Source organism: Streptomyces sp. NPDC096205 (genome assembly GCF_044763135.1).
Taxonomy (GTDB): domain Bacteria; phylum Actinomycetota; class Actinomycetes; order Streptomycetales; family Streptomycetaceae; genus Streptomyces.
Window position 1 is genome coordinate 1 of record NZ_JBIWFS010000012.1, and the last position, 26,124, is coordinate 26,124.

The 26,124-nt window shown below is 71.7% G+C and carries 18 protein-coding genes; 8 read left to right on the forward strand and 10 right to left on the reverse strand.

Annotated elements, in window-relative coordinates; translation table 11 throughout:
* Positions 1–1,136 (reverse strand): maltotransferase domain-containing protein (locus tag ACIQ6Y_RS35715; protein WP_404045987.1); only part of this gene is annotated, 1,136 nt, incomplete at its 3' end.
* A gap of 582 nt (positions 1,137–1,718) precedes the next feature.
* Here ACIQ6Y_RS35715 and ACIQ6Y_RS35720 point away from each other — a divergent pair.
* Positions 1,719–4,340 (forward strand): glycosyltransferase family 1 protein, encoded by a 2,622-nt coding sequence (locus ACIQ6Y_RS35720; RefSeq protein ID WP_404045990.1) that lies wholly within the window; start codon positions 1,719–1,721, stop codon positions 4,338–4,340.
* Here ACIQ6Y_RS35720 and ACIQ6Y_RS35725 read toward each other — a convergent pair.
* From ACIQ6Y_RS35725 to glgX, 8 genes are all read right to left on the reverse strand, one after another.
* The gene (locus tag ACIQ6Y_RS35725; RefSeq protein ID WP_404045993.1) at positions 4,329–4,841 is read right to left on the reverse strand and encodes a DUF1990 family protein; all 513 of its coding nucleotides are present in this window, start codon (positions 4,839–4,841) and stop codon (positions 4,329–4,331) included. The genes ACIQ6Y_RS35720 and ACIQ6Y_RS35725 overlap by 12 nt on opposite strands.
* Positions 4,842–4,863: 22 nt before the next feature.
* Positions 4,864–6,525, reverse strand: coding sequence for a M4 family metallopeptidase (locus ACIQ6Y_RS35730; RefSeq protein WP_404045996.1), 1,662 nt, complete (start codon positions 6,523–6,525; stop codon positions 4,864–4,866).
* Between the two features lie 201 nt (positions 6,526–6,726).
* Positions 6,727–8,772, reverse strand: a complete 2,046-nt coding sequence (locus ACIQ6Y_RS35735; RefSeq protein WP_404045999.1) for a M4 family metallopeptidase — start codon at positions 8,770–8,772, stop codon at positions 6,727–6,729.
* Positions 8,773–9,036: 264 nt separating this feature from the next.
* Positions 9,037–10,902 carry an ABC transporter ATP-binding protein gene (locus tag ACIQ6Y_RS35740; protein WP_404046002.1) on the reverse strand — a complete coding sequence of 622 codons (1,866 nt, stop codon included), beginning with the start codon at positions 10,900–10,902 and terminating at the stop codon, positions 9,037–9,039.
* Positions 10,892–12,598, reverse strand: a complete 1,707-nt coding sequence (locus ACIQ6Y_RS35745; protein WP_404046004.1) for an ABC transporter transmembrane domain-containing protein — start codon at positions 12,596–12,598, stop codon at positions 10,892–10,894. Before ACIQ6Y_RS35745 ends, ACIQ6Y_RS35740 begins: the two co-directional genes overlap by 11 nt.
* Positions 12,577–14,433: an ABC transporter ATP-binding protein gene (locus ACIQ6Y_RS35750; RefSeq protein WP_404046007.1), complete on the reverse strand. Its 1,857-nt coding sequence runs from the start codon at positions 14,431–14,433 to the stop codon at positions 12,577–12,579. The genes ACIQ6Y_RS35745 and ACIQ6Y_RS35750 overlap by 22 nt, the downstream gene beginning before the upstream one ends.
* Positions 14,430–16,295, reverse strand: coding sequence for an ABC transporter ATP-binding protein (locus ACIQ6Y_RS35755; RefSeq protein WP_404046009.1), 1,866 nt, complete (start codon positions 16,293–16,295; stop codon positions 14,430–14,432). The genes ACIQ6Y_RS35750 and ACIQ6Y_RS35755 overlap by 4 nt, the downstream gene beginning before the upstream one ends.
* Positions 16,296–16,381: 86 nt before the next feature.
* Positions 16,382–18,628 carry a glycogen debranching protein GlgX gene (glgX, locus tag ACIQ6Y_RS35760; protein WP_404046011.1) on the reverse strand — a complete coding sequence of 749 codons (2,247 nt, stop codon included), beginning with the start codon at positions 18,626–18,628 and terminating at the stop codon, positions 16,382–16,384.
* A 154-nt stretch (positions 18,629–18,782) separates the two neighbouring features.
* Here glgX and ACIQ6Y_RS35765 point away from each other — a divergent pair, with 154 nt between their 5' ends.
* The 6 genes from ACIQ6Y_RS35765 to ACIQ6Y_RS35790 all read left to right on the forward strand — a co-directional run bounded on the left by ACIQ6Y_RS35765 (position 18,783) and on the right by ACIQ6Y_RS35790 (position 25,088).
* Positions 18,783–20,021: an Ig-like domain-containing protein gene (locus ACIQ6Y_RS35765; protein WP_404046014.1), complete on the forward strand. Its 1,239-nt coding sequence runs from the start codon at positions 18,783–18,785 to the stop codon at positions 20,019–20,021.
* Positions 20,022–20,161: 140 nt separating this feature from the next.
* On the forward strand, positions 20,162–21,400 hold the full coding sequence (locus ACIQ6Y_RS35770; protein ID WP_404046017.1) for an Ig-like domain-containing protein: 1,239 nt from the start codon (positions 20,162–20,164) through the stop codon (positions 21,398–21,400).
* A gap of 78 nt (positions 21,401–21,478) precedes the next feature.
* Entirely contained in the window at positions 21,479–22,246 is a 768-nt protein-coding gene (locus ACIQ6Y_RS35775; protein ID WP_404046020.1) for an enoyl-CoA hydratase/isomerase family protein, read from the forward strand.
* A gap of 284 nt (positions 22,247–22,530) precedes the next feature.
* Positions 22,531–23,034: an ATP-binding protein gene (locus ACIQ6Y_RS35780; RefSeq protein WP_404046023.1), complete on the forward strand. Its 504-nt coding sequence runs from the start codon at positions 22,531–22,533 to the stop codon at positions 23,032–23,034.
* 132 nt (positions 23,035–23,166) lie between these two features.
* Complete coding sequence (locus tag ACIQ6Y_RS35785; protein ID WP_404046026.1) at positions 23,167–23,898, forward strand: polysaccharide deacetylase family protein; 732 nt, start codon at positions 23,167–23,169, stop codon at positions 23,896–23,898.
* Positions 23,898–25,088, forward strand: a complete 1,191-nt coding sequence (locus tag ACIQ6Y_RS35790; RefSeq protein ID WP_404046028.1) for a hypothetical protein — start codon at positions 23,898–23,900, stop codon at positions 25,086–25,088. Before ACIQ6Y_RS35785 ends, ACIQ6Y_RS35790 begins: the two co-directional genes overlap by 1 nt.
* Positions 25,089–25,094: 6 nt before the next feature.
* On the opposite strand, the gene ACIQ6Y_RS35795 is transcribed toward ACIQ6Y_RS35790, so the two are convergent.
* Entirely contained in the window at positions 25,095–25,730 is a 636-nt protein-coding gene (locus ACIQ6Y_RS35795) for a GNAT family N-acetyltransferase (protein ID WP_404046031.1), read from the reverse strand.
* A 129-nt stretch (positions 25,731–25,859) separates the two neighbouring features.
* On the opposite strand from ACIQ6Y_RS35795, the gene ACIQ6Y_RS35800 reads away from it, so the two are divergent.
* Positions 25,860–26,072: an EF-hand domain-containing protein gene (locus ACIQ6Y_RS35800; RefSeq protein ID WP_404046033.1), complete on the forward strand. Its 213-nt coding sequence runs from the start codon at positions 25,860–25,862 to the stop codon at positions 26,070–26,072.
* The last annotated feature ends 52 nt before the right edge of the window (positions 26,073–26,124 follow it).

A 26,124-nucleotide genomic window follows, 5' to 3' on the forward strand; every position in this document is an offset into this window, starting at 1 on the left:
GGGGAGCACTGCAGCGCGAAGTCCAGGGCGATCTCCAGGCCGTTGGCCTCCGCCTGGCTGACGAACCAGGCGAAGTCCTCCGCCGTGCCCAGTGCGGGGTGGATGGCGTCGTGGCCGCCTTCCGGCGAGCCGATCGCCCACGGCACACCCACATCGTCGGGGAGGGCGTCGAGGGTGTTGTTGCGGCCCTTGCGGTGGGTGGTGCCGATCGGGTGGATCGGCGGCAGGTAGACCACGTCGAAGCCCATCGCCGCGATCGCGGGGAGCCGGCGGGCGGCGGTGCGGAACGTGCCGTGCGGGTTCTCGGGCGTGCCCTCCGAGCGCGGGAAGAACTCGTACCACGCGCCGTACAGGGCCCGTTCACGCTCCACCAGCAACGGCAACGGCTCCGAGGCCGTCACCAGGTCCCGCAGCGGATGGCGGGCCAGGACCTCGTCCACCTCGGGCATCAGAGCGGCGGCCAGACGGACAGCCGCCGGGCGGTTCTCGTCGCGCAGGGCGTCCGCCGCGGCGAGCAGCGTCGCGCGCATGCCGTCGGCCTCGGGGGTGTCCACGGCCGCCCGTTCATGGAGGCGGGCGCCCTCCTCCAGGACGAGGCCGGTGTCGATGCCGGCCGGGACCTTGATCCGCGCGTGGTGCCGCCAGGTGGCGATGGGGTCGCTCCACGCCTCGACGGTGAAGGTCCACAGGCCCGGGCGGTCGGGGGCGACGGTGGCGCCCCAGCGGTCGGTGCCCGGGGCCAGCTCCCTCATGGGGGTGAAGGGACCGGACTTTCCGTCGGGGCCGGTGAGGACCACATTGGCCGAAACGGCGTCATGTCCCTCCCGGAAAACGGTCGCTGAGACCTCGAAGGCCTCGCCGGTGACGGCCTTCGCGGGCCGCCGCCCGTGCTGCACGGCCGGCTGGACATCGAGCACGGGAATACGCCCCACAGCCGTGGAGGGCTTCGCCGCGGTCTTCTTCGCGGTCTTCGCCGTGGTCTTGGCCGCGGCTTTCGCCGGGGCCTTCGCCGCGGTCTTCGCCGCGGTCTTCGCGGGAGTGCGCTTGGTGCTGGTCTTGGCGCGCGGGGCGCGTCGTACGGGGGTCTGCTCGGTGCTGGGCGTCGGGACTGCCGACGTCTGGTGCGTGGCGGGCATCACCGCTCCTGTCCGCGTCAACGTGGGTGGGCGGATGGCTGTGGGGAATGGGTCCTGCGGGTGAACCTTCGGTGTCCCTGTGACGGGAGACCGGTGGCGTGTACCGCAGGAGCCTTCCCACCCTATTCGGGTGGGCAATCCGGCACTTTGTTAACTACTCACGCGTACATCTGCGCACAAGTTCGGCCCCGTTCCGGGTGAACGGGGCCGGTCCCATCCGTCCGCCGTTACTGGCGCGGCACTCGCAGAAGTTCGTCCGGCGAGCCGAGGCCCCTTCCGGACACTTTGCCGGATGCCGGTGCCTCGGCCAAAGGCCTGGCGACCGAAGCGGGTGAGGCTTTCGGATGTCCGGAAAGAAACGTTGCTGCGTTCGAGACAGTCGTCGGAGTGCCGGAGAAAGTCACGTGCACAGTCTCGTCGGTGCACACCGCGGACGTGATCGACACGCCGAGGCGAACAGATCTCCCCCGCACGCGCGGGTGAGAGGTCCAGCGAGCCCGGTACCGGCGCCGGTAACGTCGGGGGTGACGTTGAGCCGCACACCGCCGTGCGGTCTCATCCACAATCGCGCCGAGGTGGAATGTGAAGGCGATCCGTCGATTCACCGTCCGTCCCGTTCTCCCCGAACCCCTTCGCCCGCTGGGCGATCTCGCCCGTAATCTGCGCTGGTCCTGGCACGCAGAGACCCGTGACCTCTTCCAGTCGGTGGACCCCGAGCGCTGGGCCGCGTCGGACGGTGATCCCGTACGGCTTCTGGGCGGTGTGCCGCCGCGACGGCTGGCCGAACTCGCCGAGGACCGCAGGTTCCTGCGCCGGCTGACCACGGCCGTCGACGACCTGAACGACTATGTCCACGGCGACCGCTGGTACCAGGCGCAGCCCGCCGGGCTGCCCGCCGCGATCGCCTACTTCTCGCCAGAGTTCGGTATCACCGCCGCGCTGCCGCAGTACTCCGGCGGCCTGGGCATCCTGGCCGGCGACCATCTGAAGGCGGCCAGCGATCTCGGGGTGCCGCTGATCGGGGTCGGCCTGCTCTACCGGCACGGCTACTTCCGCCAGACCCTGTCCCGGGACGGCTGGCAGCAGGAGCACTACCCCGTCCTCGACCCCAACGAGCTGCCGCTGGCCCTCCTGGAGGAGCCCGGCGGCAGCCCCGCCCAGGTGTCCCTCGCGCTGCCGGGCGGCAGGGCGCTGCACGCCAGGATCTGGGTCGCGCAAGTAGGCCGGATCCCGCTGCTGCTGCTCGACTCGGACGTCGAGGAGAACGCCCTCGGCGAACGCGGCGTCACCGACCGGCTCTACGGCGGCGGCAGCGAGCACCGGCTGCTGCAGGAGATGCTGCTGGGCATAGGAGGCGTCCGGGCGGTGCGCACGTACTGCCGGCTGACCGGGCACCCGGCGCCGGAGGTGTTCCACACCAACGAGGGGCACGCCGGGTTCCTCGGTCTGGAGCGCATCGCCGAACTGGTCGAGGACGGGCTGGACTTCGACTCCGGTCTGGAGGCGGTGCGGGCCGGCACGGTGTTCACCACGCACACGCCCGTGCCCGCCGGCATCGACCGTTTCGACCGCGAGCTGGTCGCGCGGCACTTCGGCCCCGGCGCGGAACTGCCGGGCATCGAGGTCGAGCGCATCCTCCGGCTGGGCATGGAGACCTATCCGGGCGGTGAGCCCAATCTGTTCAACATGGCCGTGATGGGCCTGCGCCTCGCCCAGCGCGCCAACGGCGTGTCCCTGCTGCACGGCCATGTCAGCCGCGAGATGTTCTCGGGCCTGTGGCCCGGCTTCGACCCGGACGAGGTGCCGATCACGTCCGTCACCAACGGTGTGCACGCGCCGACCTGGGTCGCCCCGCAGGTGCTGCGGCTCGGCGCCCGCCAGGTCGGGGCGCAGCGCACCGAGGACGCGCTGACCGTCGGCGGCTCGGACCGCTGGGACGCCGTCGCCGACATCCCCGACCAGGAGATCTGGGACCTGCGCCGGGACCTGCGCGAGCAGCTCGTCACCGAGGTGCGGTCCCGGCTGCGGGCCTCCTGGCGGCAGCGCGGTGCGGGCACGGCGGAGATGGGCTGGATCGACGGGGTCCTCGACCCGGACGTCCTCACCATCGGGTTCGCCCGCCGCGTCCCGTCGTACAAGCGCCTGACCCTGATGCTGCGGGACCGCGACCGGCTGATGGAGCTGCTGCTGCATCCCGAGCGGCCGGTGCAGATCGTCGTCGCGGGCAAGGCGCATCCGGCGGACGACGGCGGCAAGCGGCTGATCCAGGAGCTGGTGAAGTTCGCCGACGACCCGCGGGTGCGCCACCGGATCGTCTTCCTGCCCGACTACGGCATGGCGATGGCACAGAAGCTCTACCCGGGCTGCGACATCTGGCTGAACAACCCGCTGCGTCCGCTGGAGGCCTGCGGCACCTCCGGCATGAAGGCCGCTCTCAACGGCTGCCTCAACCTGTCGGTGCTGGACGGCTGGTGGGACGAATGGTTCCAGCCGGACTTCGGCTGGGCGATCCCCACCGCGGACGGCGCCGGGACGGACGCGGACCACCGCGACGACATCGAGGCCGCGGCCCTGTACGACCTGCTGGAGCAGCGGATCACCCCGCGCTTCTACGACCGCGGCCGGGGCGGTCTGCCCGAGCGGTGGATCGAGATGGTCCGGCAGACGCTGACGCTGCTCGGCCCGAAGGTGCTGGCGGGCCGGATGGTCCGCGAGTACGTCGAGCGGCTCTACACGCCGGCCGCCCATGCCCATCGGGCCATGGACACCGGCGCGGCCCGTGAACTGGCCGTCTGGAAGGACCGGGTGCGCAGGTCCTGGCAGGCGGTGCGGGTGGACCATGTGGAGACCTCCGCGGCGACGGCCACCGCCGAACTCGGCACGACCCTCACCCTGCGGGTCCGGGTCCGCCTCGGCGACCTCGGCCCGGACGACGTCGAGATCCAGGCGGTCTCGGGCCGTGTCGACGCCGACGACCGCATCACCGACGCCACGGCGGCCCCCCTCAAGCCGGTCGGCGGCGGCCCCGACCTGGAGGGCCGCTGGTCCTACGAGGGCCCGCTGTCCCTGGACCGCACCGGCCCCTACGGCTACACGGTCCGCGTCCTGCCCTGCCACCGCCTGCTGGCCTCCGGCGCGGAGCTGGGCCTGATGTCGACACCGTCGGAGGAGGTGGTGGAGGCGGCTGGGGTGCTACTGAGGTGAGTCGGCCTCGGCGCACAGGTCCCGCAGCACCTTCCCGCACCGCCGGGCGTACGCATGCTGGAGGCCCCGGGTGGCCGGGCCTCCGGCGCGTGCGTACCACTTGGCGGGCTTGCTGAACGCGGAGACGGTCAGCCACACCGTGCCGTCTCCCGTCCGGTCGACGACGAACGCCTCTTCCCCGCACTCGGGGTGACCGTCCAGCGTCCCGTAGGCCCATCCCGCCCGGCGGGGCTCGTCGACCGTCCACACGATCCTGCACGGCGCCTTGATGACGCCCGCGAGGGTGACGGTGACCCCGACACCCTCGGCGGCGCGCTCGGCCTCGGCCTCCACGCCGACGCCGAGCGCCTTGTGCATCTCCCAGGTACGGACCGCCTCCGCGGCCCGCTCGAACACCGCCTCGCCCTCCCCGATCCGGGTACGGACGTGCAGCGGGTGGAAGCCGGGCGGGCAGTGGCCGGCACGACGCGTCGCGCCGACCTCTTCATAGGTGAAGGACATGCCGCCCAAGCCTAGAAGGCCGTCAGTTGACGTTGACCGCCGCCCAGGCGGCCGCCACGGCCTTGTACTCCGTGCTGGTCGAGCCGTACAGCGCCGACGCCGCGCTCAGGGTCGCCGTACGGGCGCCCTTGTAGTTGGTGGTCGACGTCATGTACTCGGTCAGCGCCTTGTACCAGATCGCGGCGGCCTTGGTGCGGCCGATGCCGGTGACCGTGGAGCCGTTGGACGTGGGCGAGTTGTAGCTCACCCCGTTGAGCGTCTTCGCCCCGCTGCCCTCGCTGAGCAGGTAGAAGAAGTGGTTGGCCGGGCCGGAGGAGTAGTGCACGTCCAGGCCGCCCAGCGACGACGACCAGGAGTCGGCGGACGCGCCGTCCTTGCTCGGCTTGTCCATGTAGCGCAGCGGGGTGCCGTCGCCGTTGATGTCGATCTTCTCGCCGATGAGGTAGTCACCGGGGTCGGAGGCGTTGCCCGCGTAGAACTCCACCGCCGTGCCGAAGATGTCCGAGGTGGCCTCGTTCAGGCCGCCGGACTCCCCGCTGTAGTTGAGGCCGGCCGTGTTGGCGGTGACGCCGTGGGTCATCTCGTGCCCGGCCACGTCCAGCGAGGTCAGGGGCTTGACGTTGCCCTCGCCGTCGCCGTACGTCATGCAGAAGCAGGTGTCGGACCAGAAGGCGTTGACGTAGGCGTTGCCGTAGTGGACACGGGAGTAGGCGGCGACGCCGTTGTTCTTGATGCCGTTGCGGCCGAAGGTGTTCTTGTAGAAGTCCCAGGTCACCTGGGCGCCGTAGGCGGCGTCGACGGCCGCGGTCTGGCTGGTGGAGGAGCTGGAGGCGGTGCCGGTGCCCCAGACGTCGTCGGTGTCGGTGAACAGCGTGCCGGCCGAGGAGGTCGTGGAGCGGGCCTTGTTGTACGTCTTGTGGCCGCCGCGCCCGGTGTCGTTCAGCTGGTACGTCGAGCCCGACAGGTAGGTGCCGAGGGTGACGGTGCCGGAATACTGGCTCTTGCCGCTGCCGGTCTCGATGCCCTGGTACTCGTAGAGCTTCTTCCCGGTGGCCGCGTCGGTGATGACGTGCAGCTCGTTGGGGGTGCCGTCCTCCTGGAGGCCGCCGACGACGGTCTCGTAGGCGAGGACCGGCTTGCCGGTGGCGGCCCAGACGACCTTGCGGGGGGCCTGGCCTGCCTCGGGGGCGGTGGCGCCGAGGGACCTGGCGCGGCCGACCGCCTGCTTCTCGGCGGCCGTCGCGGTGACCTCCGGGGTGAGGTCGGCGACCTTCAGCGCGGCCTTGGTCGCTCTGGTGACGCCCTCGGTCCGCCCGGACGGGCTCTGGTGGACGACCAGGTCGCCGCCGAGGACGGGGAGTCCGGCGTAGGTGCGCTCGTAGCGGGTGTGCACGGTGCCGTCGGCGTCCTTGACGACGTCCCGGACGACGAGCTTCTCCTGGGCGCCGAGGCCTATCTCCTCGGCGGTCCGCGCCTTGGCCGCGTCGGCCCGCGCGATCAGCGCGGTGCGGCTCGCCGGGGAGAGGGCGAGCGGCGTGGCGGCGGCGGAGGTGCGACCGGTGTCGGCGGGGGTCTGCGCGGAGGCCGATCCGGTGGTCAGGGCGGTGGTGAGCAGCGCCCCGGACGCCACCGCGGTGGCGATGGCCAGGGTGGCGCGCTGGTGACGCGCGTAGCGGGAGGACACACAGGCTCCTTGGTTCGTGGGGGTGTTGGTGCTTGTGCGGCGGTGGGGGAAGCCTGGCATCCATGGTGCGTACATGTCATGACCATCAAGTGATGTTGACCGGATACCGACTGGTCGGTGAACGTTTCAGGCAGGTAAACGCAGGGCGCCGCCCCGGAGCTGAAGCCCCGGGGCGGCGTCGGGTGACCGTTCCTGTGAGTTTTACGGGAAGGTCAGTTTCCAGCCATTGATGTAGCCGGTGTCGATGGCCGCGTTGTCCTGGACCCTCAGCAGCCACGTGCCGTTGGCGACCTCGGAGGAGGCGTTCACCGTGTACGTGGTGTTGATGTTGTCCGCGCTGCCGCCGGTGCCGTACGCCTTCAGCGTGTAGGCCGTGCCGTCGGGGGCGACCAGCTGGACCTGGAGGTCACCGATGTAGGTGTGCACGATGTCCACGCCCACCTGGAGGTTGCTCGGCGCGTTGCCGGAGCGGCCGGTGACGGTGATCGGCGAGGTCACCGCGGCGCCCTGGTCCGGGATGGACACGTCCGTGGTGCTCTCGAACGTCGTGCCGCCGCCACCGCCGCCGGAGCGGGAGCCGACCGCGACGGCCGCCCACGCGTCCTGCACCGCCTTGTACTCGGCGCTGGTGGTGCCGTACAGCTCACCGGCGACCGCGAGGGTGCCGGTGCGGGCGCCCGCGTAGTTGGTGTTCGAGGTGAACTTGGTGGTGAGCGCCTTGAACCAGATCTGCTCGGCCTTGGCGCGGCCTATACCGGTCACCGGAAGGCCGTCCGAGGTCGGCGAGTTGTAGCTGACGCCGTTGATGACCTTGGCGCCGCTGCCCTCGCTGAGCAGGTAGAAGAAGTGGTTCGCCGGGCCCGAGGAGTAGTGCACGTCGACCGAGCCGATGCCGGAGTACCAGCTGTCCTTGGACGCGCCGTCCTTGCTCGGCTTGTCCATGTAGCGCAGCGGCGTGCCGTCGCCGTTGATGTTGATCTCCTCGCCGATGAGGTAGTCACCGACGTCGGAGGAGTTGTTGGCGTAGAACTCCACGGTCGTGCCGAAGATGTCCGAGGTGGCCTCGTTCAGGCCGCCGGACTCGCCGCTGTAGACCAGCTTCGCGGTCGCCGCGGTCAGACCGTGGCTCATCTCGTGCGCGGCCACGTCGATCGACGTCAGCGGGTTGGTGTTGCCCGAGCCGTCGCCGTAGGTCATGCAGAAGCAGCTGTCCGACCAGAAGGCGTTGACGTAGTTGTTGCCGTAGTGGACCCGGGAGTACGCGCCGACGCCGTCGCCGCGGATGCCGCTGCGGCCGTGCACGTTCTTGTAGTAGTCCCAGGTCAGCGCCGCGCCGTAGTGGGCGTCGGCGGCGGCCGACTCCAGGTTGGACGGGCTGCCGTTGCCCCAGACGTCGTCGGAGCCGGAGAACAGCGTGCCGGTGCCGGAGGTGCCCCGGTTGAGGTTGTACGTCTTGTGGCCGCCGCGCGCCCCGTCGGTGAGGTTGTACGTCGAGCCCGACTGGGTGGTGGTCAGCGCGACGGTGCCGCTGTAGACCGTGTTGCCGGTGCCGGTCTCGATCGCCTCCCACTCGAACAGCTTCGCGCCCGTGGTGGCGTCGGTGACGACGTGCAGTTCCTGCGGGGTGCCGTCGTGCTGGAGGCCGCCGACGACCGTCTCGTAGGCGAGGGTCGGCTTGCCGGTGGCCGCCCAGATCACCTTGCGCGGGGCGCGGTTGACGTCCGCGTCCTTGGCGTGCTCGGCCCGGGCGGCGCCCAGCGCCTGCTGCTCGGCGCGGCTCGCCGCGACGGAGGGCTTCAGCGAGGCGACCTTGACGGTGGCCCGGGTCGCCTTGACCACACCCTCGCGCGCGCCGTCCTTGGTGGTGGAGACGACCAGGTCGCCGCCGAGCACCGGGAGGCCGGCGTAGGTGCGCTCGTAGCGGGTGTGCACGGTGCCGTCGCGGTCCTGGACGACGTCACGGACGACGAGCTTCTCCTGGGCGCCGAGGCCCAGGTCCTTCGCGGTGTCGGCACTGGCGGACTGCGCGTCCTTCAGCAGCGCCGCGCGCTGGGCGGGGCTGAGCTTGGCCGGCAGCGCGCCGGGGTCCGCCTTGCCCGCGGCCACGGGTGCCTGGTCGGGGGCTGCGGTGGCCGAGCCCGCCTGGACGGCGGCGGCCAGAAGCGCGGAGACGCCCACCAGGGCGACGGCCGCGGCCTTGCGGTGCAGGGTGTGGGAGGTGCGTCTGTGGGAGGAACTGCTTCTCAACACTGACTCCTTCTGCGGGCCGCGGGGTTGCGCGGCCGGGGGAGACCGGAGCGCCGAGGTGGGGCGTTCCGGGCAGAACGGGGTGGTACGTGACAACCACGTGCGTCAGAGCGATGACCCGGCCCACAGCGGGTGGTCGGACTGTGGGGTTGCTGTGGGGTGGCCGTGGGAAGAGTGGCAGCAGATCGCGCTGTCTGTCAGGAGCGCGTCAATAGATTGGCTGGAAATCGTCCGTTGACCGGGAGTTCACGTTCGATAAACGAACTATTCGCTCGTCACGGAAGCGGCCGGTCCGACCGGCGCTCCGGAAGGCTCCCCGTGCCAGGTCCGCCACAGCCGCGCGTACGCCCCGCCCGCCGCCACCAGCTCCTCGTGCGTGCCGAGTTCGGCGAGCCGGCCGTCCTCCATCACCGCCACCCGGTCCGCGTCGTGCGCGGTGTGCAGCCGGTGCGCTACTGCGATGACCGTACGGCCGTGCAGTACGGCCGCCAGGGCGCGCTCGGCGTGCCGGGCGGTCGCCGGGTCCAGCAGGGCCGTCGCCTCGTCCAGGACCAGCGTGTGCGGGTCCGCCAGCACCACCCGGGCCAGGGCGAGCTGCTGGGCCTGCGAGCCGTCCAGGCGGCCGGCGCCCAGCTCGGTGTCCAGGCCCTCCGGCAGCTCCCGCACCCACTCCTCGGCGCCGACCGTGCCCAGCGCGGCCCACAGCGCCGCGTCCCCGGCGTCCGGCGCGGCGATACGCAGATTGTCGCGGACCGTGCCGAGGAAGACGTGGTGCTCCTGGGTCACCAGCACCACTTGGCGGCGCAGTTGCTCCGGGTCCAGCGCGGCCACCTCCACCCCGCCGACCGTCACCGCGCCCTCGGTGGGCGCGTCCACGCCCGCCAGCAGCCGGCTCAGAGTGGTCTTGCCCGCGCCCGAGGGCCCGACCACCGCGAGCCGCTCCCCGGGACGGACCGTCAGGTCCACGCCGCGCAGGACCTCGCCCCCGCGGTCGTAGGCGTAGCGCACGCCGCAGGCGTCGATCCGGTCGCCGACCGGACTGCGGGAGGGGCCCCGGTCCGGGCGGGGCGCCTGCGCCAGGCCCTCCACCCGCGCGAACGAGGCGCCGCTGGACTGGAGTTGCTCCACCCGCATCAGAATCTGGTCCAGCGGCTCGGCGAACCGGTGCATGCACAGGGCCGCCGCCACGACCGAGCCGAGACTCACCGTGCCGTGCGCGTGCAGCACACCGCCGAGCAGCAGGACGCCCGCCACGGGCACGACGTACGACACCTCCACCGACGGGAAGAACACCGAGCGCAGGAACAGCGTGTACTCACGGGTGCGGCGGGACTCCTCCAGCGCGTCCCGGCTCGCCGCGACGCGTTTTCGGCCGAGCCCGAACGCCTCCACCGTGCGCGCGCCCGACGCGGTCGCCGCGAGGATCTCGGCGACCTTGGAGGTGGCCGCGCCCTCGGCGAGGTAGCCGGCGCGGGCGCGGCGCAGATACCAGCGCAGGGCCCAGTGGATCGGCATCAGACACAGCAGTCCGGCAGCGCCCAGCAGGGGGTCGACGACGAACAGGGTGCCCAGCAGGAACAGCGCCTGCACGGTGCTGATGAGCAGGTCGGGGCCGACGTCGCGCAGGGTGGCGCCGACCGCGGCGATGTCCGCGGTGCCGCGGGCGGTGAGGTCGCCGGTCCCGGCGCGTTCCACGGTTGAGGCGGGGAGATTCAGGGCGCGGTCGACGAACTGTTCACGGACCCGGGCGAGGGTTCTCTCGCCGAAGCGGTGGGCCGTGTAGCGGGCCTGGCGGGCGAGGAGGAGTTGGGCCAGGGCGCACAGGAGGATGGCCAGGGCCAGCTTGTCGACCGTGGTGACGCTCGTGCCGGCCCGTACCTCGTCGATGATGCGGCCGAGGAGCCAAGGGGTGGCTGCGCCGGCCGCTGCTGCGGCGGAGTTGAGGGCGAGGGCGGTGACGAAGGCGCGTTTGTCCGCCTGGACGAGGTTGAGTGCGGCGCGTCTTACCTGGGGTGGGGCGGCTACTGGGAGGGTCGCTTCTGTGGTTTGCCGAGTTGCGGTTCGTTGTGGTTTCTCGCGCAGTTCCCCGCGCCCCTCAGGGCGCGACCCTTGGGGCGTCTCATTCCGCATCTCTGGCCACCAACTTCCTGTAGCCCGGGTCCGTTTGCAGCAAGGTTTGGTGCGTTCCCGTGGCCGCCGTCTTGCCGTCCACCACGTAGTGGACGACGTCCGCCTGGGCCAGGACCAGGGGGGAGGTGGTGGTCACCACTGTCGTACGGCCCTGGCGTACGGCCTTCAGGCGTTCGGCCGCCTTCGCCTCGGTGTGGGCGTCCAGGGCCGAGGTGGGTTCGACGGCCAGGAGGATCTCGGGGTCGGTCAGGAGGGCCCGGGCGAGGCGGACGCGCTGGCGCTGGCCGCCGGAGAGGTTGCGGGCCTGGGCGTCGAGGGGGGAGTCGAGGCCGTCGGGGAGGCTCTGGACGATGTCCTCGGCCACCGCCGCGTGCAGGACGCGGGGGTCGTCGCCCCCCAGCACCTCCCGCAGCGGCCCCGCGAACAGGTCGGCCTCGTGATCGGCGACCAGGATGCGCGAGCGGACCTGCGGGAGCGGGACGTCGGCCAGGGGGACGTCGCCCCAGGTGACGGCCGAGGGGGCGTAGCGGCCCAGGCGTTCGACGATCTCGGCGGCGTCCGTGGGGCGCGCGGCCGCCAGGGCGGTCAGCGAGCCGGGGCGCACGGACACACCCGAGTCGGGGTCGCGCAGGAGCGACGGCTCGGCGGGGGCGTCGGCCGTGCCGGTCGCCGGCTCCGCCTCCAGGCGCAGGAACCGGACGACCCGGCCGGCGGCCACCAGGGCGCGGCTGATCTGGGCACTGCACTCGACGAGGAAGGACACCGGCCACATCAGGGCCGCCACATAGCCGTACACCGAGACCAGTTCGCCGACGGTGATGTCACCCTGGGCGGCCAGCCTGGCCCCGAGCCAGGTCACCACCGCGAGGAACAGCACCGGCAGGCCGATCCCGAGGGCCTCCATCCAGCTGGTCACCGCGCCCACGCGGTAGCCCTGGTCGCGCAGGTGCCGGGAGTCGCGGCGGAAGGCGTCGGTGAACAGGCTCTTGCCGCCGAGGCCGTTGAGGACCCGCAGCCCGCCCGCGAGGTCGGCGATCCTCTCGGTCAGCGCGCCCTGGCGCTCGCGGTACTCCGCCTCCCGGCCCTGCAGCCGCTTCATCAGCGGGCCCATCACCAGGCCCAGCACCGGCACGCCGACCAGCAGCACGACGGCGAGCGGCAGCGACACCGACAGCAGCAGGGCCGCGACGGCCACGAAGGCGACGAGCGCGCCGAGGCCCGGGCCCACCGCCGTCAGCGAGCCGGCGATCGTCTGGACGTCGCCCACGCCGATCGTGACGACCTCCCCGGCCCCGGCCTGCCGGGACAGGGCCGCGCCCAGCCGCACGGAGTGGTCCACGAGCACCTTCACCGTGCGGAAGTTGGCGTCCATCCGCACCCGGGTCATCGTGCGGTGCCGCAGGATGCTCACCCATGCGGTGACCGCGCCCACCCCCACCAGCGCCGCGCACCACCCGGCCAGCGCCGGGAAGTCGCGCCTCTCCAGCCCGTCGTCGATGGCCCGCGCCATGACGTACGGCGTCAGCGCCAGCAGCATCATCCATACGCTGGACAGCACCGCCCCCGTCACCGAACGTCCGGGCTGCCGCATCACCAGCCACCACAGATAGCGCCCGGCGCTTCGGGTGTCCGGTGTGCCGGGGTCGGCGTACGCGTCGATCGCCTGCCGCCGCTTCACGCCAGGCTGTCCCGCCATGCGCGGTGCAGATCCGCGAAGCGGCCGGTACCGGCGACGAGTTCGGCCGGGCTGCCGTCCTCGACGATCCGGCCCTTCTCCATCACCAGCACCCGGTCGGCGATCTCGACCGTGGACAACCGGTGCGCGATGACGACGGCCGTACGGCCCTTCAGGACCGTCGCCATCGCCCGCTGCACCGCCTGTTCACCGGGGATGTCCAGCGAGCTGGTCGCCTCGTCCAGGATCAGCACCGCCGGATCGGCGAGCAACGCTCGTGCGAAAGCGACGAGTTGGCGCTGTCCGGCCGAGATGCGGCCGCCGCGCTTGCGGACGTCGGTGTCGTAGCCGTCGGGCAGGGCGCTGATGAAGTCATGGGCGCCGATGGCCTTCGCGGCCTGCTCGATGTCCTCGCGGGTGGCGTCGGGGCGGCCGATGGCGATGTTCTCGGCGACCGTGCCGGAGAACAGGAACGCCTCCTGCGTCACCATGACCACCCCGCGCCGCAGCTCGGGCACCGCCAGCTCGCGCAGGTCCACCCCGTCGAGCAGGACCCGCCCGTCGGTGGGGTCGTAGAAGCGGGCGAGCAGCTTGGCGAGCGTCGACTTGCCCGCGCCGGTGGTGCCGACCACGGCGACCGTCTGCCCGGCCGGCAGGGTCAGGTCGAAGCGGGGCAGCACCTCGCCGCCGGTGCGGTAGGCGAACCGGACGCCGTCGAAGACGACCTCGCGGCCGGGCAGCTCCGAGCGGCGCTCGGGCAGGGGGCGCGCTTCGGCCGGCTCCGGCACCGAGGGCGTCTGGGCCAGCAGACCGGCGATCTTCGCCAGCGAGGCGGCCGCCGACTGGTAGGAGTTCAGGAACATGCCGAGCCGGTCGATCGGGTCGTACAGCCGCCGCAGGTACAGCACCGAGGCGGCGAGGACACCGAGGGCCAGCCCGCCGTCGGCGACCCGGTGGGCGCCCCACAGCACGATCAGCGCGACGGCCGTGTTGGCGACCAGCCGGGAGCCGACCACATAGCGCATCATCTCCAGCAGCGCGTCGCCGTTGGTGCGCTCGTGGCGGCGGTTGAGGACCCGGAACTCGGCGTCGTTGACCGCCTCGCGGCGGAACGCGCGCACCGGGCGGATGCCGTTCATCGTCTCCACGAACTTCACGATCACCGCCGCGATCGCCGTCGACCGCTCCTCGTACACCCGCGCCGCCCGCCGCTGGTACAGCCGCACCAGCCCGTACAGCGGCACGAACGACGCGACCGCGACGGCGCCGAGGCCGAGATCCAGCCAGAGCAGCAGCGCCGAGATGTAGACGAAGGACAGCACCACCGTCACGAGTTCCTGCAGGCCCTCGTTCAGCAGCTCGCGCAGCGACTCCACGTCCGTGGTGGAGCGGGAGATCAGGCGGCCGCTCGTGTACCGCTCGTGGAAGTCGACGCTGAGCGCCTGCGCGTGCCGGAAGATACGGCCGCGCAGGTCGAGCAGCACGTCCTGGTTGACGCGGGCGGACAGCACGATGAACGCGTACTGCAGCGCCCCCGCGGTGAGCGCGCACAGCAGATAGCCGGCGGCCACCGCGAGCAGCGGCCCGCGGTCGTCGGCGCGGAAGGCCGGGACGGCCCTGTCGATGGCGTACGCCACCAGCAGCGGGCCCGCCTGCACCGCGGCCTGCTGGAGCAGCAGCAGGAGCGTGGTGACGGCGACCCTGGCCTTCATGGGAGCGAGCAGGGAGCGCAGCAGGGCGGTGACCGCGCCCGGCGGGGTGGGCAGGGTGTCGCGGTCGAAGGGGTCGCCGGTGCGGTCGGGTTCCTCGTCCTGAGGCGCGTCCTTCGTGGGGGCGCTCGCGGCGGTCGCCGTCATCGGTGGGCCTCCTCGTCCGCTCCGGACATCAGGTGCGCGTACTCGGCGTTGCTGCGCAGCAGTTCGTGGTGGGTGCCGACGGCGGCGATCCGGCCTTCGGACAGCAGGGCGACCCGGTCGGCGAGCAGCACGGTGGAGGGCCGGTGCGCGACGATCAGGGCCGTGGTGCCGGCCAGGACGTGGCGCAGCGCGGCCTCCACGGCCGCCTCGGTGTGCACGTCCAGCGCCGACAGCGGGTCGTCCAGCACGAGGAACCTCGGCCGGCCCACGACCGCCCGGGCGAGCGCGAGGCGCTGGCGCTGGCCGCCGGACAGGCTCAGGCCCTGCTCGCCGACCTGGGTGCCGGCGCCCTGCGGGAGGGCGTGCACGAAGCCGGCCTGCGCGATGTCGAGCGCGCGGTCCAGGTCCTCGGGGCCGGGGTCGTCGCCGGCCCCCATGAGGACGTTCTCGCCGACGCTCGCCGAGAAGAGGGTGGGCTCCTCGAACGCGACGGAGATGAGGGAGCGCAGTTCCTCGCGGGGCATCGCGGTGATGTCGACGCCGTCCAGGGTGATCTTCCCGGACGTCACCTCGTGGAGGCGGGGGACCAGCGCGGTGAGCGTGGTCTTCCCGCTGCCGGTGGCTCCTACGAGGGCCATGGACTCGCCGGGGCGGATGTGGAGGTCGATGCCGTCGAGGACGGGCGGCGCGTCGGGCGGGGCGTCCGGGTAGCGGAAGGTGACGTCCTCGAAGCGGAGCCCTCTTCCAGCGGTGCCGGGCGCTGTCGGCTGTGCCCACCCGTTCCGCCCTGCGGAACGACTGCCCACAGCGGTGGCGGTGGCGGTAGCGGCGCCGGCACTGGTTGCGGCACCCGCACCCGCACCCGTCTCCTCCGGGCTCGCGTCCATCACCTCGAAGTACCGCTCGGTCGCCGTCGCCGCCTCCTGGCTCATCGCCAGCAGGAAGCCGATCGAGTCGACGGGCCACCGCAGTGCGAGGGCGGTCGACAGGAACGCCACCAGCGTGCCCGCCGACAGGTCGCCGTCGGCCACCTGGACGGTGCCCAGGACCAGCGCGGCCCCGATGGCCACCTCCGGCAGCGTCACGATGACGGCCCAGATAGCCGCCAGCAGCCGCGCCTTGTGCAGCTCCGTGCCGCGCAGGGTGCCGGACAGCTCCCGGAACGCCCGTGCCTGGCTGCGATGCCGGCCGAAGCCCTTGATGATGCGGATGCCGAGGACGCTCTCCTCGACGACCGTCGTCAGATCGCCGACCTGGTCCTGGGCGAGCCGGGCCACGTCCGCGTACCGCTTCTCGAAGACCACACAGGTGACCATCACCGGCACGGCCGGCAGCAGGATCACCAGCCCGAGGGTGAGGTCCTGGAGGAGCATGATGGTCACGCCGGCCAGGATCGTCACCCCGTTGACCAGCAGGAAGGTCAGCGGGAAGGCCAGGAACATGCGCAGCAGCATCAGGTCGGTGGTGCCGCGCGACAGCAACTGGCCGGAGGCCCAGCGGTCGTGGAAGGACACCGGCAGACGCTGCAGATGCCGGTAGAGGTCGGCCCGCATCGCCGCCTCCACGCCCGACAGCGGCCGGGCCACCAGCCAGCGCCGGAACCCGAACAGCAGAGCCTCGGCGAACCCGAGGAGCAGCAGATACAGCGCGCCCAGCCAGACACCCGCCGGGTCGCCGTCGGCCACCGGACCGTCCACCACCCACTTCAGCACGAGCGGGATCACCAGCCCCACACAGGAGGCCACGACCGCCACGAGAGCGGCGCCGAACAGCCGTACGCGCACCGGCCGTACATACGGCCACAGGCGCAGCAGGCTGCGAACGGCGGAACGGTCCTCGGTGGTTGCACGTGTCGTGGGCATCAGCAGCGAGCCTACGGTTCGCCACTGACACTGCCCACCGAGTTTCGGCCGGGCCGGCCTGAGCCAAAGGTCCTACGACCTGCCGTTCAGCCCACTTTCAGCAGCAGCACCGCCCGGCCCGGCACGGTGAGCCGGGTGCCCGCCCGGTGCACGGTGCCCGGCGGCTCGGCCTGGTCCTCGCGGGAGGTGTCGACGACCAGTTCGTACGCCTCGGCCCAGGGCGGGCCCGGCAGCACGAAGTCCACCGGCCGCTCCCCGGCGTGCAGCACGGCGAGGAAGCTCTCGTCGAGGATCGGGGCGCCGCGCCCGTCCCGGCCGGGGATGTCCCGGCCGGACAGATACATGCCGAGCGTGGCGGCGGGCGCGTACCAGTCGCCCTCGGTCATCTCGGAGCCCCGCGCGGTGAACCAGGCCAGGTCCCGCAGCCCGTCCGCGGAGTGCGCCCGGCCGGAGAAGAACGCCCGCCGGCGCAGCACCGGGTGCCGGTGGCGCAGGGCGATCAGCCGGGACGTCAGCTCGTGCAGCGCCTTCCAGCCGGGGTCCTCCAGCAGGCCCCAGTCGAGCCAGCTGGTCTCGTCGTCCTGGCAGTAGGCGTTGTTGTTGCCGCGCTGGGTGCGCCCCAGCTCGTCCCCGGCCACCAGCATCGGCACGCCTGTGGACAGCAGCAGCGTCGTCATCAGGTTGCGCAGCTGGCGGCGGCGCAGCGCCAGCACCCGCTCGTCGTCGGTGTCGCCCTCGGCGCCGCAGTTCCAGGAGCGGTTGTCGTCGGTGCCGTCCCGGTTGCCCTCGCCGTTGGCGTCGTTGTGCTTGTACTCGTACGACACCAGGTCGCGCAGCGTGAAACCGTCGTGCGCGGTGACGAAGTTGACCGAGGCGTACGGCCGCCGCCCGCCCCACGCGTACAGGTCGCTGGAGCCCGACAGCCGGTAGCCGAGGTCGCGCACATCGGGCAGCGCGCCGCGCCAGAAGTCCCGTACGGCGCCCCGGTAGCGGTCGTTCCACTCCGTCCACAGCGGCGGGAACGCCCCCACCTGGTAGCCGCCCGAGCCGACGTCCCACGGCTCGGCGATCAGCTTCACCCGCCGCAGCACGGGGTCCTGGGCGATGACCGCGAGGAACGGGGACAGCATGTCGACGTCGTGCATCGAGCGGGCCAGCGCGGCCGCGAGGTCGAAGCGGAAGCCGTCCACGCCCATCTCCGTCACCCAGTAGCGCAGCGAGTCGGTGATGAGCCGGAGCACATGCGGCTGCACCACGTGCAGGGTGTTGCCGCAGCCCGTGTAGTCGGCGTACCGGCGCGCGTCCGGCTGGAGCCGGTAGTAGCCGCGGTTGTCGATGCCCTTCAGCGACAGCGTGGGCCCGAACTCGCCCGCTTCCGCCGTGTGGTTGTAGACCACGTCGAGGACGACCTCGATCCCGGCCGCGTGCAGCGCGCGCACCATCCGCTTGAACTCGCCGACCTGCTGACCGGTCGTACCGGAGGCGGCGTAGGCGGCGTGCGGCGCGAAGTAGCCGATGGAGTTGTAGCCCCAGTAGTTGCGCAGGCCCCTTCTGAGCAGGTGGTCCTCGTGCGCGAACTGGTGCACCGGCAGCAGCTCCACCGCCGTGACGCCCAGCTTCACCAGATGCTCGATCGCGGCCGGGTGCGCGAGGCCCGCGTACGTGCCGCGCAGCTCCTCGGGGATGCCGGGGTGCCGCTTGGTGAAGCCGCGCACATGCAGCTCGTAGATCACCGAGTCCGCCCAGGGCGTCTTGGGCCGGCGGTCGTCGGACCAGTCGTCGTCGTCATGGACGACCACGCCCTTGGGCACGAACGGCGCCGAGTCCCGGTCGTCGCGCACGGTGTCGGCGACCTGCTGCTCGGGCCAGTCCCGGACGTGCCCGTACAGCTCCGGCGCCAGCCCGGAGGCCGCGTAGTCGCCGTCCACCGCACGCGCGTACGGGTCGAGCAGCAGCTTCGCCGGGTTCCAGCGGGCGCCGGTCCACGGGTCCCAGCGGCCGTGCACCCGGTAGCCGTAACGCTGGCCCGGCAGCACGCCCGGCACGAAGCCGTGCCAGATCTCGTGCGTCAGCTCGCTCAGCCGGGCCCGCGTCTCACGGCCCTCCTCGTCGAACAGACACAGCTCCACGGCCTCCGCCCCGCCCGCCCACAGCGCGAAGTTCGTGCCGGCCACCCCGTCCGGGCCCACCCGGAACCGGGCGCCCAGCGGGGTCGGCGCGCCCGGCCACACGGGCACGGGCAGGGCCGGCGCCCCGCGCCGCGCTCCCTCGACGACGGCGGCCGTACGCCCGTCCCCGACGGCCACCGTCTCCTGTTCGGCTGCGCTCGACACCTGTCGGCCTCCCGCGGCTCGTCGGCACGGCACGGAAAGAGCGCGTCATGGCACGTGCCCTTCCCTCGGCTCGTGTCGTCCCTTCCCCCTGTTCTGCCCAGAGGTGGGGTCGCACTCACGTTTCCCCAGGGCGGGCCCGTCGTTGGGCACCCATGTGAGGCACGTACATGGGCGCGCTCGGCGCGCGAGGGCCGCACTGGCCGCCGTAGTGACATGGGCAGGACTGCTGGCCGGCGCGGCCGGCTGCACGGACGGCGGCGGTACGGACCGCATGCTCGGCGGACCGCCGGCGTCCGACGACGTCATCCGTATCTCGCCGGACGACGGCAGCAGGGCCGTGCGGCCGCAGGAGCCGCTCCTGGTGCGGGTGCCCGACGGGCGGCTGGAGTCGGTGAAGGTCAGCAGGTCGCAGGACGCACAGGAGACGGAGGTGCCCGGCCGGATCTCCGAGGACGGGCTGAGCTGGCGGCCCGCCGAGGAGCGGCTGGCGCTGGCCGCCAGGTACACGGTCGACGTGGTCGCCCTCGACGGCCACGGCCGCCGCTCGGCCCGGCACACGACCTTCACGACGTATGTGCCCGAGGAGCGGTTCATCGGCTACGTCACCCCGGAGGACCGGGCCGTCGTCGGCACCGGGATGATCGTCTCCCTGGAGTTCAACCGCGAGATCGCCGACCGCGCGGCCGTGGAGCGTGCCGTACGGGTCACCGCGAAGCCCGCCGTCGAGATCCGGCCCCACTGGTTCGGCACGGCCCGCCTCGACTTCAGGCCCGAGCACTACTGGAAGCCCGGCACCGAGGTCACCGTCGACCTCGGCCTGCGGGACGTGGAGGGCGCGCCCGGGGTGTACGGGCTGCAGGACAAGACGTTCACCTTCACGGTCGGCCGCAGCCAGGTCTCCCTCGTGGACGCCGCCCGGCACACCATGGAGGTGCGGCGCGACGGCGAGCTGCTGGCCACCGTGCCCGTCACGGCGGGCGCCCCGAAGACGACGACGTACAACGGCAAGATGGTCGTCACCGAGATGTACGAGGTGACCCGGATGAACGGCGCCACGGTCGGCTTCAAGAAGAAGAACGGCAAGGGCGAGTACGACATCAAGGACGTACCGCACGCCATGCGCCTGACCGACTCCGGCACCTTCCTGCACGGCAACTACTGGGCGCCCGCCTCCGTCTTCGGCACCACCAACGTCAGCCATGGCTGCGTCGGACTGCGCGACGCCAAGGGCGGCGGCTCCGACACCCCGGCGGGCTGGTTCTTCGACCGCAGCATCGTCGGGGACGTCGTCGAGGTCGTCCACAGCAAGGACAAGAAGGTCGCGCCCGACAACGGCCTCGGCGGCTGGAATCTGGGCTGGAAGGAGTGGAAAGCGGGCAGCGCGCTCGGATAGCCCCCGGACCGGACCGGTTGGGACCGAACGGTGACAATCGCGCGACCTTGGTGCTCCTGAACGGACGGTTAATATGCGCCAATGCGCGCGCGGGACGCGCTGTTCGCGGGCCCGACCAGGCCCGGGGAGGGGAGAACAACTTGAACGTGCGACCGATACCGGGGGCGTCGGTTGACGCACGCGGGCGGCGGCTGGGGGCCGTGATCGCCGGTGCGCTGCTGCTGGCCGTGACCGCCTGCGGTGGTGGGGGATCGGACTCCGGGAAGGACCCCGGGGACGGCAAGGGCAAGGACGGCGGCTCGGTGGCCGCGACCGGTCAGTCCGAGGCCGTCGTCACCATCGCGCCGAAGAACGGCGCCGGCGACGTGGACACGAGCGGTGAGCTGAAGGTCGCCGCCGCGAAGGGCAAGCTGACCGAGGTCGTCGTCAAGGACGACAAGGGCAGGAAGATAGACGGCTCCATATCCGCCGACGGCAGCGGCTGGACGCCGAAGACACATCTGGCGGCGGCCACCAAGTACCAGGTGCACGCCGTCGCCAAGGACTCCGAGGGGCGCACCGCCGCCGAGGACTCCAGCTTCACCACGCTGACCCCGGAGAACACCTTCGTCGGCACCTTCACGCCCGAGGACGGCTCCACCGTCGGCGTGGGCATGCCCTTCTCGGTCCGCTTCACCCGGGGCATCACCCACCCGGACGACGTCGAGAAGGCCATCAAGATCAAGACCGAGCCGGCCGTGGACGTCCAGGGCCACTGGTTCGGCAACGACCGGCTCGACTTCCGGCCCGAGCAGTACTGGAAGGCCGGCACCAAGGTCACCGTCGAGCTCAACCTCGACGGCGTCGAGGGCCGCGACGGCGTCTACGGCGAGCAGTCCAAGACCGTGTCCTTCACCATCGGCCGCTCGCAGGTGACGATCGTCGACGCCGAGAAGCACACCATGAAGGTCATGCGGGACGGCAAGCTCTTCAAGACGGTCCCGGTGACCACCGGCAAGCCCGGCTACGCCACCTGGAACGGCAAGATGGTCATCAGCGAGAAGTTCACCGTGACCCGGATGAACGGCGACACGGTGGGCTACGACGGCGAGTACGACATCAAGGACGTGCCGCACGCCATGCGCCTGACCGACTCGGGCACCTTCGTGCACGGCAACTACTGGGGCGGCGACGCCTTCGGCAACTACAACGCCAGCCACGGCTGCATCGGCCTGCGCGACGTGCGCGGCGGCTGGGACAAGGACGTCGAGGCGGCCTGGTTCTTCGAGAACTCGATCGTCGGTGACGTGGTCGACGTGAAGAACTCCACCGACCCGGTGGTCGACCCGTCCAACGGCCTCAACGGCTGGAACCTGTCCTGGGCGGAGTGGACGAAGTAGGACTTCGCCGCCGACGGACCCGGTGCTGTGACCTACGGCACCGGGTCCGCTGTCGTTAATACTCGTTAACCTGCCTGCATGACCGTGAATCTCGAAGTGGCCGAGGGCGTCGGCACCCTCCGCCTGGACCGTCCGCCCATGAACGCGCTGGACATCGCCACGCAGGACCGGCTGAAGGAACTCGCCGAGGAGGCCACGCGCCGCGACGACGTGCGCGCCGTGGTCATCTACGGCGGCGAGAAGGTGTTCGCGGCGGGCGCGGACATCAAGGAGATGCAGGCCATGGACCACACCGCGATGGTCCTGCGCGCCCGCGCCCTGCAGGACTCCTTCACCGCGGTGGCCCGCATCCCCAAGCCGGTCGTCGCCGCCGTCACCGGGTACGCGCTCGGCGGCGGCTGCGAGCTGGCCCTGTGCGCGGACTTCCGTATCGCCGCCGACAACGCCAAGCTCGGCCAGCCGGAGATCCTGCTCGGCCTGATCCCGGGCGCCGGCGGCACCCAGCGCCTGTCCCGGCTGATCGGCCCCTCCAAGGCCAAGGACCTCATCTTCACCGGCCGGATGGTCAAGGCCGACGAGGCCCTGACGCTGGGCCTGGTGGACCGTGTGGTGCCCGCGGCGGACGTCTACACCGAGGCGCACGCCTGGGCCGCGAGGCTCGCGCAGGGACCGGCGATCGCGCTGCGCGCCGCGAAGGAGTCGATCGACGTCGGCCTGGAGTCCGACATCGACACGGGCCTCGCGGTGGAACGCAACTGGTTCGCGGGGCTGTTCGCGACCGAGGACCGCGAGCGCGGGATGCGCAGCTTCGTGGAGGAGGGGCCGGGCAAGGCGAAGTTCCTCTGACGGCGGTGTGAATCCCGTCGCAGGCCCTTGCAATTGACGAGGTGTCTGATCCGGGTCCCTCGATGGGGCGGTTCGTGAAAGCCTTGAGGCCGCCTCAGGTCCGCCTTGTCGAGGGAGCCCGTCCATTGCCTCTTGGTGAGCCGTCTTCGCAGGTCACAGAGGGTGCGAAGACCTCCGAAGTGCCTTCGGCATATGCCGACCGGATCTCGCGGAATGAGCGCTTCCGGGGGGCGTATTCCTCAGGAACGGCCACGCGGAGGGCGCTGGGCGGCCATGATGGGGGCATGGCGGGGCTGGAGGGCATCGAACAGCCGCGGGGACACGGCCGTGCGACGGCGGCGCGCTGGTCGCCTGCGGTGGAGGACGAACGAGCGCTCAAAGCGCTGGAGTTGTTCGGCAACCCGACGGAGGCGGAGGTTCCGCTGCCGTCCCGCCCGGAGTCGGCCGCAACGGCCCGCCGCCTCGCCCAGGTCGTGGTCCTGCGCCACTGGGGCCTCACCCCCAAGCTCACCGAGGACGCCGTCTTACTCGTGTCCGAGCTCGTGGGGAACGCCGTACGGCACACGGGGGCCCGGGTGTTCGGCCTGCGGATGCACCGGCGCCGGGGCTGGATCAGGGTGGAGGTCCGCGACCCGTCCCGGGGGTTGCCGTGCCTGATGCCCGTGCACGAGCTGGACATCAGCGGCCGGGGCCTGTTCCTGGTGGACAAGCTGGCGGACAGGTGGGGAGTGGACCTGCTGCCACGGGGCAAGACGACGTGGTTCGAGATGCGGGTGGGCGACAGGTGAGGTAGCTGTCTTCAGGGGCGCGGGGCTGTATCGATGTGCGGCTCCGCCGCGTGGGCGCGAGCAACCACAAACGGCCCGCAGCCAGGCCACTGGACGGGTCAATCGGCGGGATTGAGCCCAAATACGCCTTAAATGGTCAACGTGCCCCCCACCGACCGCCGCTCAACCCTCCGCACCGCCGCCGCCGGAGTACTGACAGCCCTCACAGCAGGCTGCTCCTCCACAACACCCCAGGCCCCCAAAACCCCACCCCCGACAAGCCACCTCCCCACCCAGATCACCCACGGCCCCCGCAACAAACCCCAGGTGGCCCTCACCTTCCACGGCAGCGGTGACCCCACCACAGCAAGGGCCCTGCTGGAAGAGGCCGAGCGGCACAACGCCCGCGTCACCGTCCTGGCAGTCGGAACATGGCTGGACGAAAACCCGGCGGTAGCCACCCGCATCCTCGACGGCGGACACGACCTCGGCAACCACACCCAGAACCACCTCGACATCAACGCGATGCCCGAGGAGGAGGCACGCCGGGAGATCGCCGAGTGCGCCGACCGGCTGAGGCGGCTCACCGGCTCCATCGGCACCTGGTTCCGGCCCTCCCGGGCCACCCGCGCCTCCCCGCTCGTCGAGACGCTGGCCCGCCGCGCGGGCTACCCGCACGTGCTGTCGTACGACGTCGACTCGCTCGACTTCACCGGTCCGGGCGCCCTCGCCGTGGCCCGGACCGTCCTCGGCGAGGTCCGGGCCGGCTCCGTGGTGAGCCTGCACTTCGGCTACGCCGACACGGTCGCCGCCCTGCCCGCCGTACTGGAAGAACTCGACCGCCGCGGCCTGCGCGCCGTCACCACCACGGAGCTGCTCAGCTGATGCGCCACCAACCGATGACCCGCACCCTCCTCGCCACCGTCGGCCTCCTCGGGCTCGCCGCCGTCGCCGCCTGCGGCACCGGGGCCGGGCACCGGGGCGCCGACGCGCCCACCACCCGGGCGGCGGTCGTCCCGGCGCCGCCGAAGAAGGAGCAGATCCACGGCCTGCCCGGGATGCCGCCGGTGCTCGACCCGCAGGACGTGTACGCCGCCGACCGGCCGAACCGGCTCTCGCCGGTGGTGAAGAACTTCCCGTCGCGGGTGTACGTCCCCAACACCGAGTCGGACACCGTGTCGGTGATCGACCCCAAGACGTACGAGATCGTCGACACGATCCGGGTGGGGCGGCAGCCGCAGCACGTCGTGCCGTCCTGGGACATGAAGACGCTGTGGGTCAACAACAACCGCGGCCACACGCTCACGCCCATCGACCCGAGGACGGGTGAGGCGGGCGAGCCGGTGGAGGTGCACGACCCGTACAACCTCTACTTCACGCCGAACGGCAAGTACGCGGTGGTGATGGCGTCCCTCGACCGCGAGCTGGTCTTCCGCGACCCGCACACCATGAAGGTCGTCAAGACCGAGCCGGTCAGCTGCTACGGCGTCAACCACGCCGACTTCTCCATGGACGGCAGGTACTTCATCGTCTCCTGCGAGTTCAGCGGCGAGCTGCTGAAGGTCGACACCGAGAAGATGAAGGTGATCGGACAGCAGAAGCTGCCCTTCGAAGGCGCCATGCCGCAGGACGTGAAGGTGTCCCCGGACGGCAAGAGGTTCTACGTCGCCGACATGATGGCCGACGGCATGTGGGTGCTGGACGGCGACACGTTCGGCACGCTGAAGCTCCTGCACACCGGCAAGGGCACCCACGGGCTGTACGTCAGCCGCGACTCGCGCGAGATGTACGTCTCCAACCGCGGCGAGGGCACCGTCTCCGTCTTCGACTTCCAGCAGAACAAGCTCACGAAGAAGTGGCACCTGCCCGACGGCGGCAGCCCCGACATGGGCGGCGTCTCCGCCGACGGCAAGGTGCTGTGGCTGTCCGGGCGCTACAACGCCGAGGTGTACGCCATCGACACCCGCACCGGCACCCAGCTCGCCCGCATCAAGGTCGGCAGCGGCCCGCACGGCCTCGCCGTGTACCCGCAGCCGGGCCGCTACTCCCTGGGCCACACCGGCATCTTCCGCTGAGAGCCCCTACCGGGGGCGCAGCAGGGCCTCCGCGCCCACCGGCCGGTAGCCGGCCGCCTGGAACGCCCGTACGCTGCGGGCGTTCCCCGGCGCCACCTGCGCCCACAGCGGCTCTCCGGCGAGCTGCCGGGCGGCCGTGACCAGCTCCCGCCCGAGCCCGGCGTGCCGCGCGTCCTCGTCGACCTCCACCGACACCTCAAGGCGCCCCGCGACCCCGCGGCCCGTCACCAGCACGCCGCCCGCCGCCGTCCAGGCCCGTACGTCGTCACGCCGCTCGCGGGCGTAGGCGATGCGCGGATGGCCCGGGTCGGCGATCTCCTTCAGCGGCAGCGCGGGCTCACCGGGCAGGGGTGCGCCGACCAGCACGGCGTCCACGCACTCCGTCGTCCGGCCCGTCCGCTCCAGCAGGGCCGCCAGGAAGCGCGGGTTCATCGTCGCGGCGAGCGGATCGCAGTCCAGGCCGCGCAGGGTGGCGTACACCCACTCCGGGTCCTCGTCGGTGAAGACGACGGAGTGGGCCGTGAAGGACATGACCCCGGCGTCCCGCGGGGACGGCTGCGGGACGACGGTCGTACGCCCGTCCGGCGGCGGGAAGACACCGTGCGCCGCCGCGTCGAGAATGTCCCGCAAGGTCTGTCCCACTGCCCCTCCTCGACGGTCGTCCCGCCCCTCCGCCGCACTGCGCTCCCGGGCGGGCCGTTAGTCTGACCTGCGCCGGTACGACTCGTACGACAGGCACCACGGCAAGGTATGACGAAAAGGGGCGGATCGGTGGCCGACATCGAAGAAGCACGCAAGCAGTTCGACCGCATCGACACGGACGGTGACGGCCAGATCACGGCTGCCGAGTTCAAGTCCGCGCTCGCTCAGGGCGGCGACTGGAACGTCACCGAGTCGGTCGCCGAGGCGATCATCGCCACCCGCGACCTGGACGGCGACAAGGTGCTGTCCTTCGACGAGTTCTGGGCCCACCTGAACAAGTGACACGCGAGCGAAGGGGCGCTCGGCCGGGCTGAAAAGGCCTGGTCGGGTGCCC

Excerpts from the sequence above, each read along its gene's own strand:
- ACIQ6Y_RS35740 (WP_404046002.1), bottom strand. The coding sequence starts at position 10,902 with ATGCGGAATGAGACGCCCCAAGGGTCGCGCCCTGAGGGGCGCGGGGAA.
- ACIQ6Y_RS35750 (WP_404046007.1), bottom strand. The coding sequence starts at position 14,433 with ATGACGGCGACCGCCGCGAGCGCCCCCACGAAGGACGCGCCTCAGGAC.
- ACIQ6Y_RS35725 (WP_404045993.1), bottom strand. The coding sequence starts at position 4,841 with ATGTCCTTCACCTATGAAGAGGTCGGCGCGACGCGTCGTGCCGGCCAC.
- ACIQ6Y_RS35785 (WP_404046026.1), top strand. The coding sequence starts at position 23,167 with ATGGTCAACGTGCCCCCCACCGACCGCCGCTCAACCCTCCGCACCGCC.
- ACIQ6Y_RS35755 (WP_404046009.1), bottom strand. The coding sequence starts at position 16,295 with ATGCCCACGACACGTGCAACCACCGAGGACCGTTCCGCCGTTCGCAGC.
- ACIQ6Y_RS35775 (WP_404046020.1), top strand. The coding sequence starts at position 21,479 with ATGACCGTGAATCTCGAAGTGGCCGAGGGCGTCGGCACCCTCCGCCTG.
- ACIQ6Y_RS35780 (WP_404046023.1), top strand. The coding sequence starts at position 22,531 with ATGGCGGGGCTGGAGGGCATCGAACAGCCGCGGGGACACGGCCGTGCG.
- ACIQ6Y_RS35745 (WP_404046004.1), bottom strand. The coding sequence starts at position 12,598 with ATGGCGGGACAGCCTGGCGTGAAGCGGCGGCAGGCGATCGACGCGTAC.
- ACIQ6Y_RS35790 (WP_404046028.1), top strand. The coding sequence starts at position 23,898 with ATGCGCCACCAACCGATGACCCGCACCCTCCTCGCCACCGTCGGCCTC.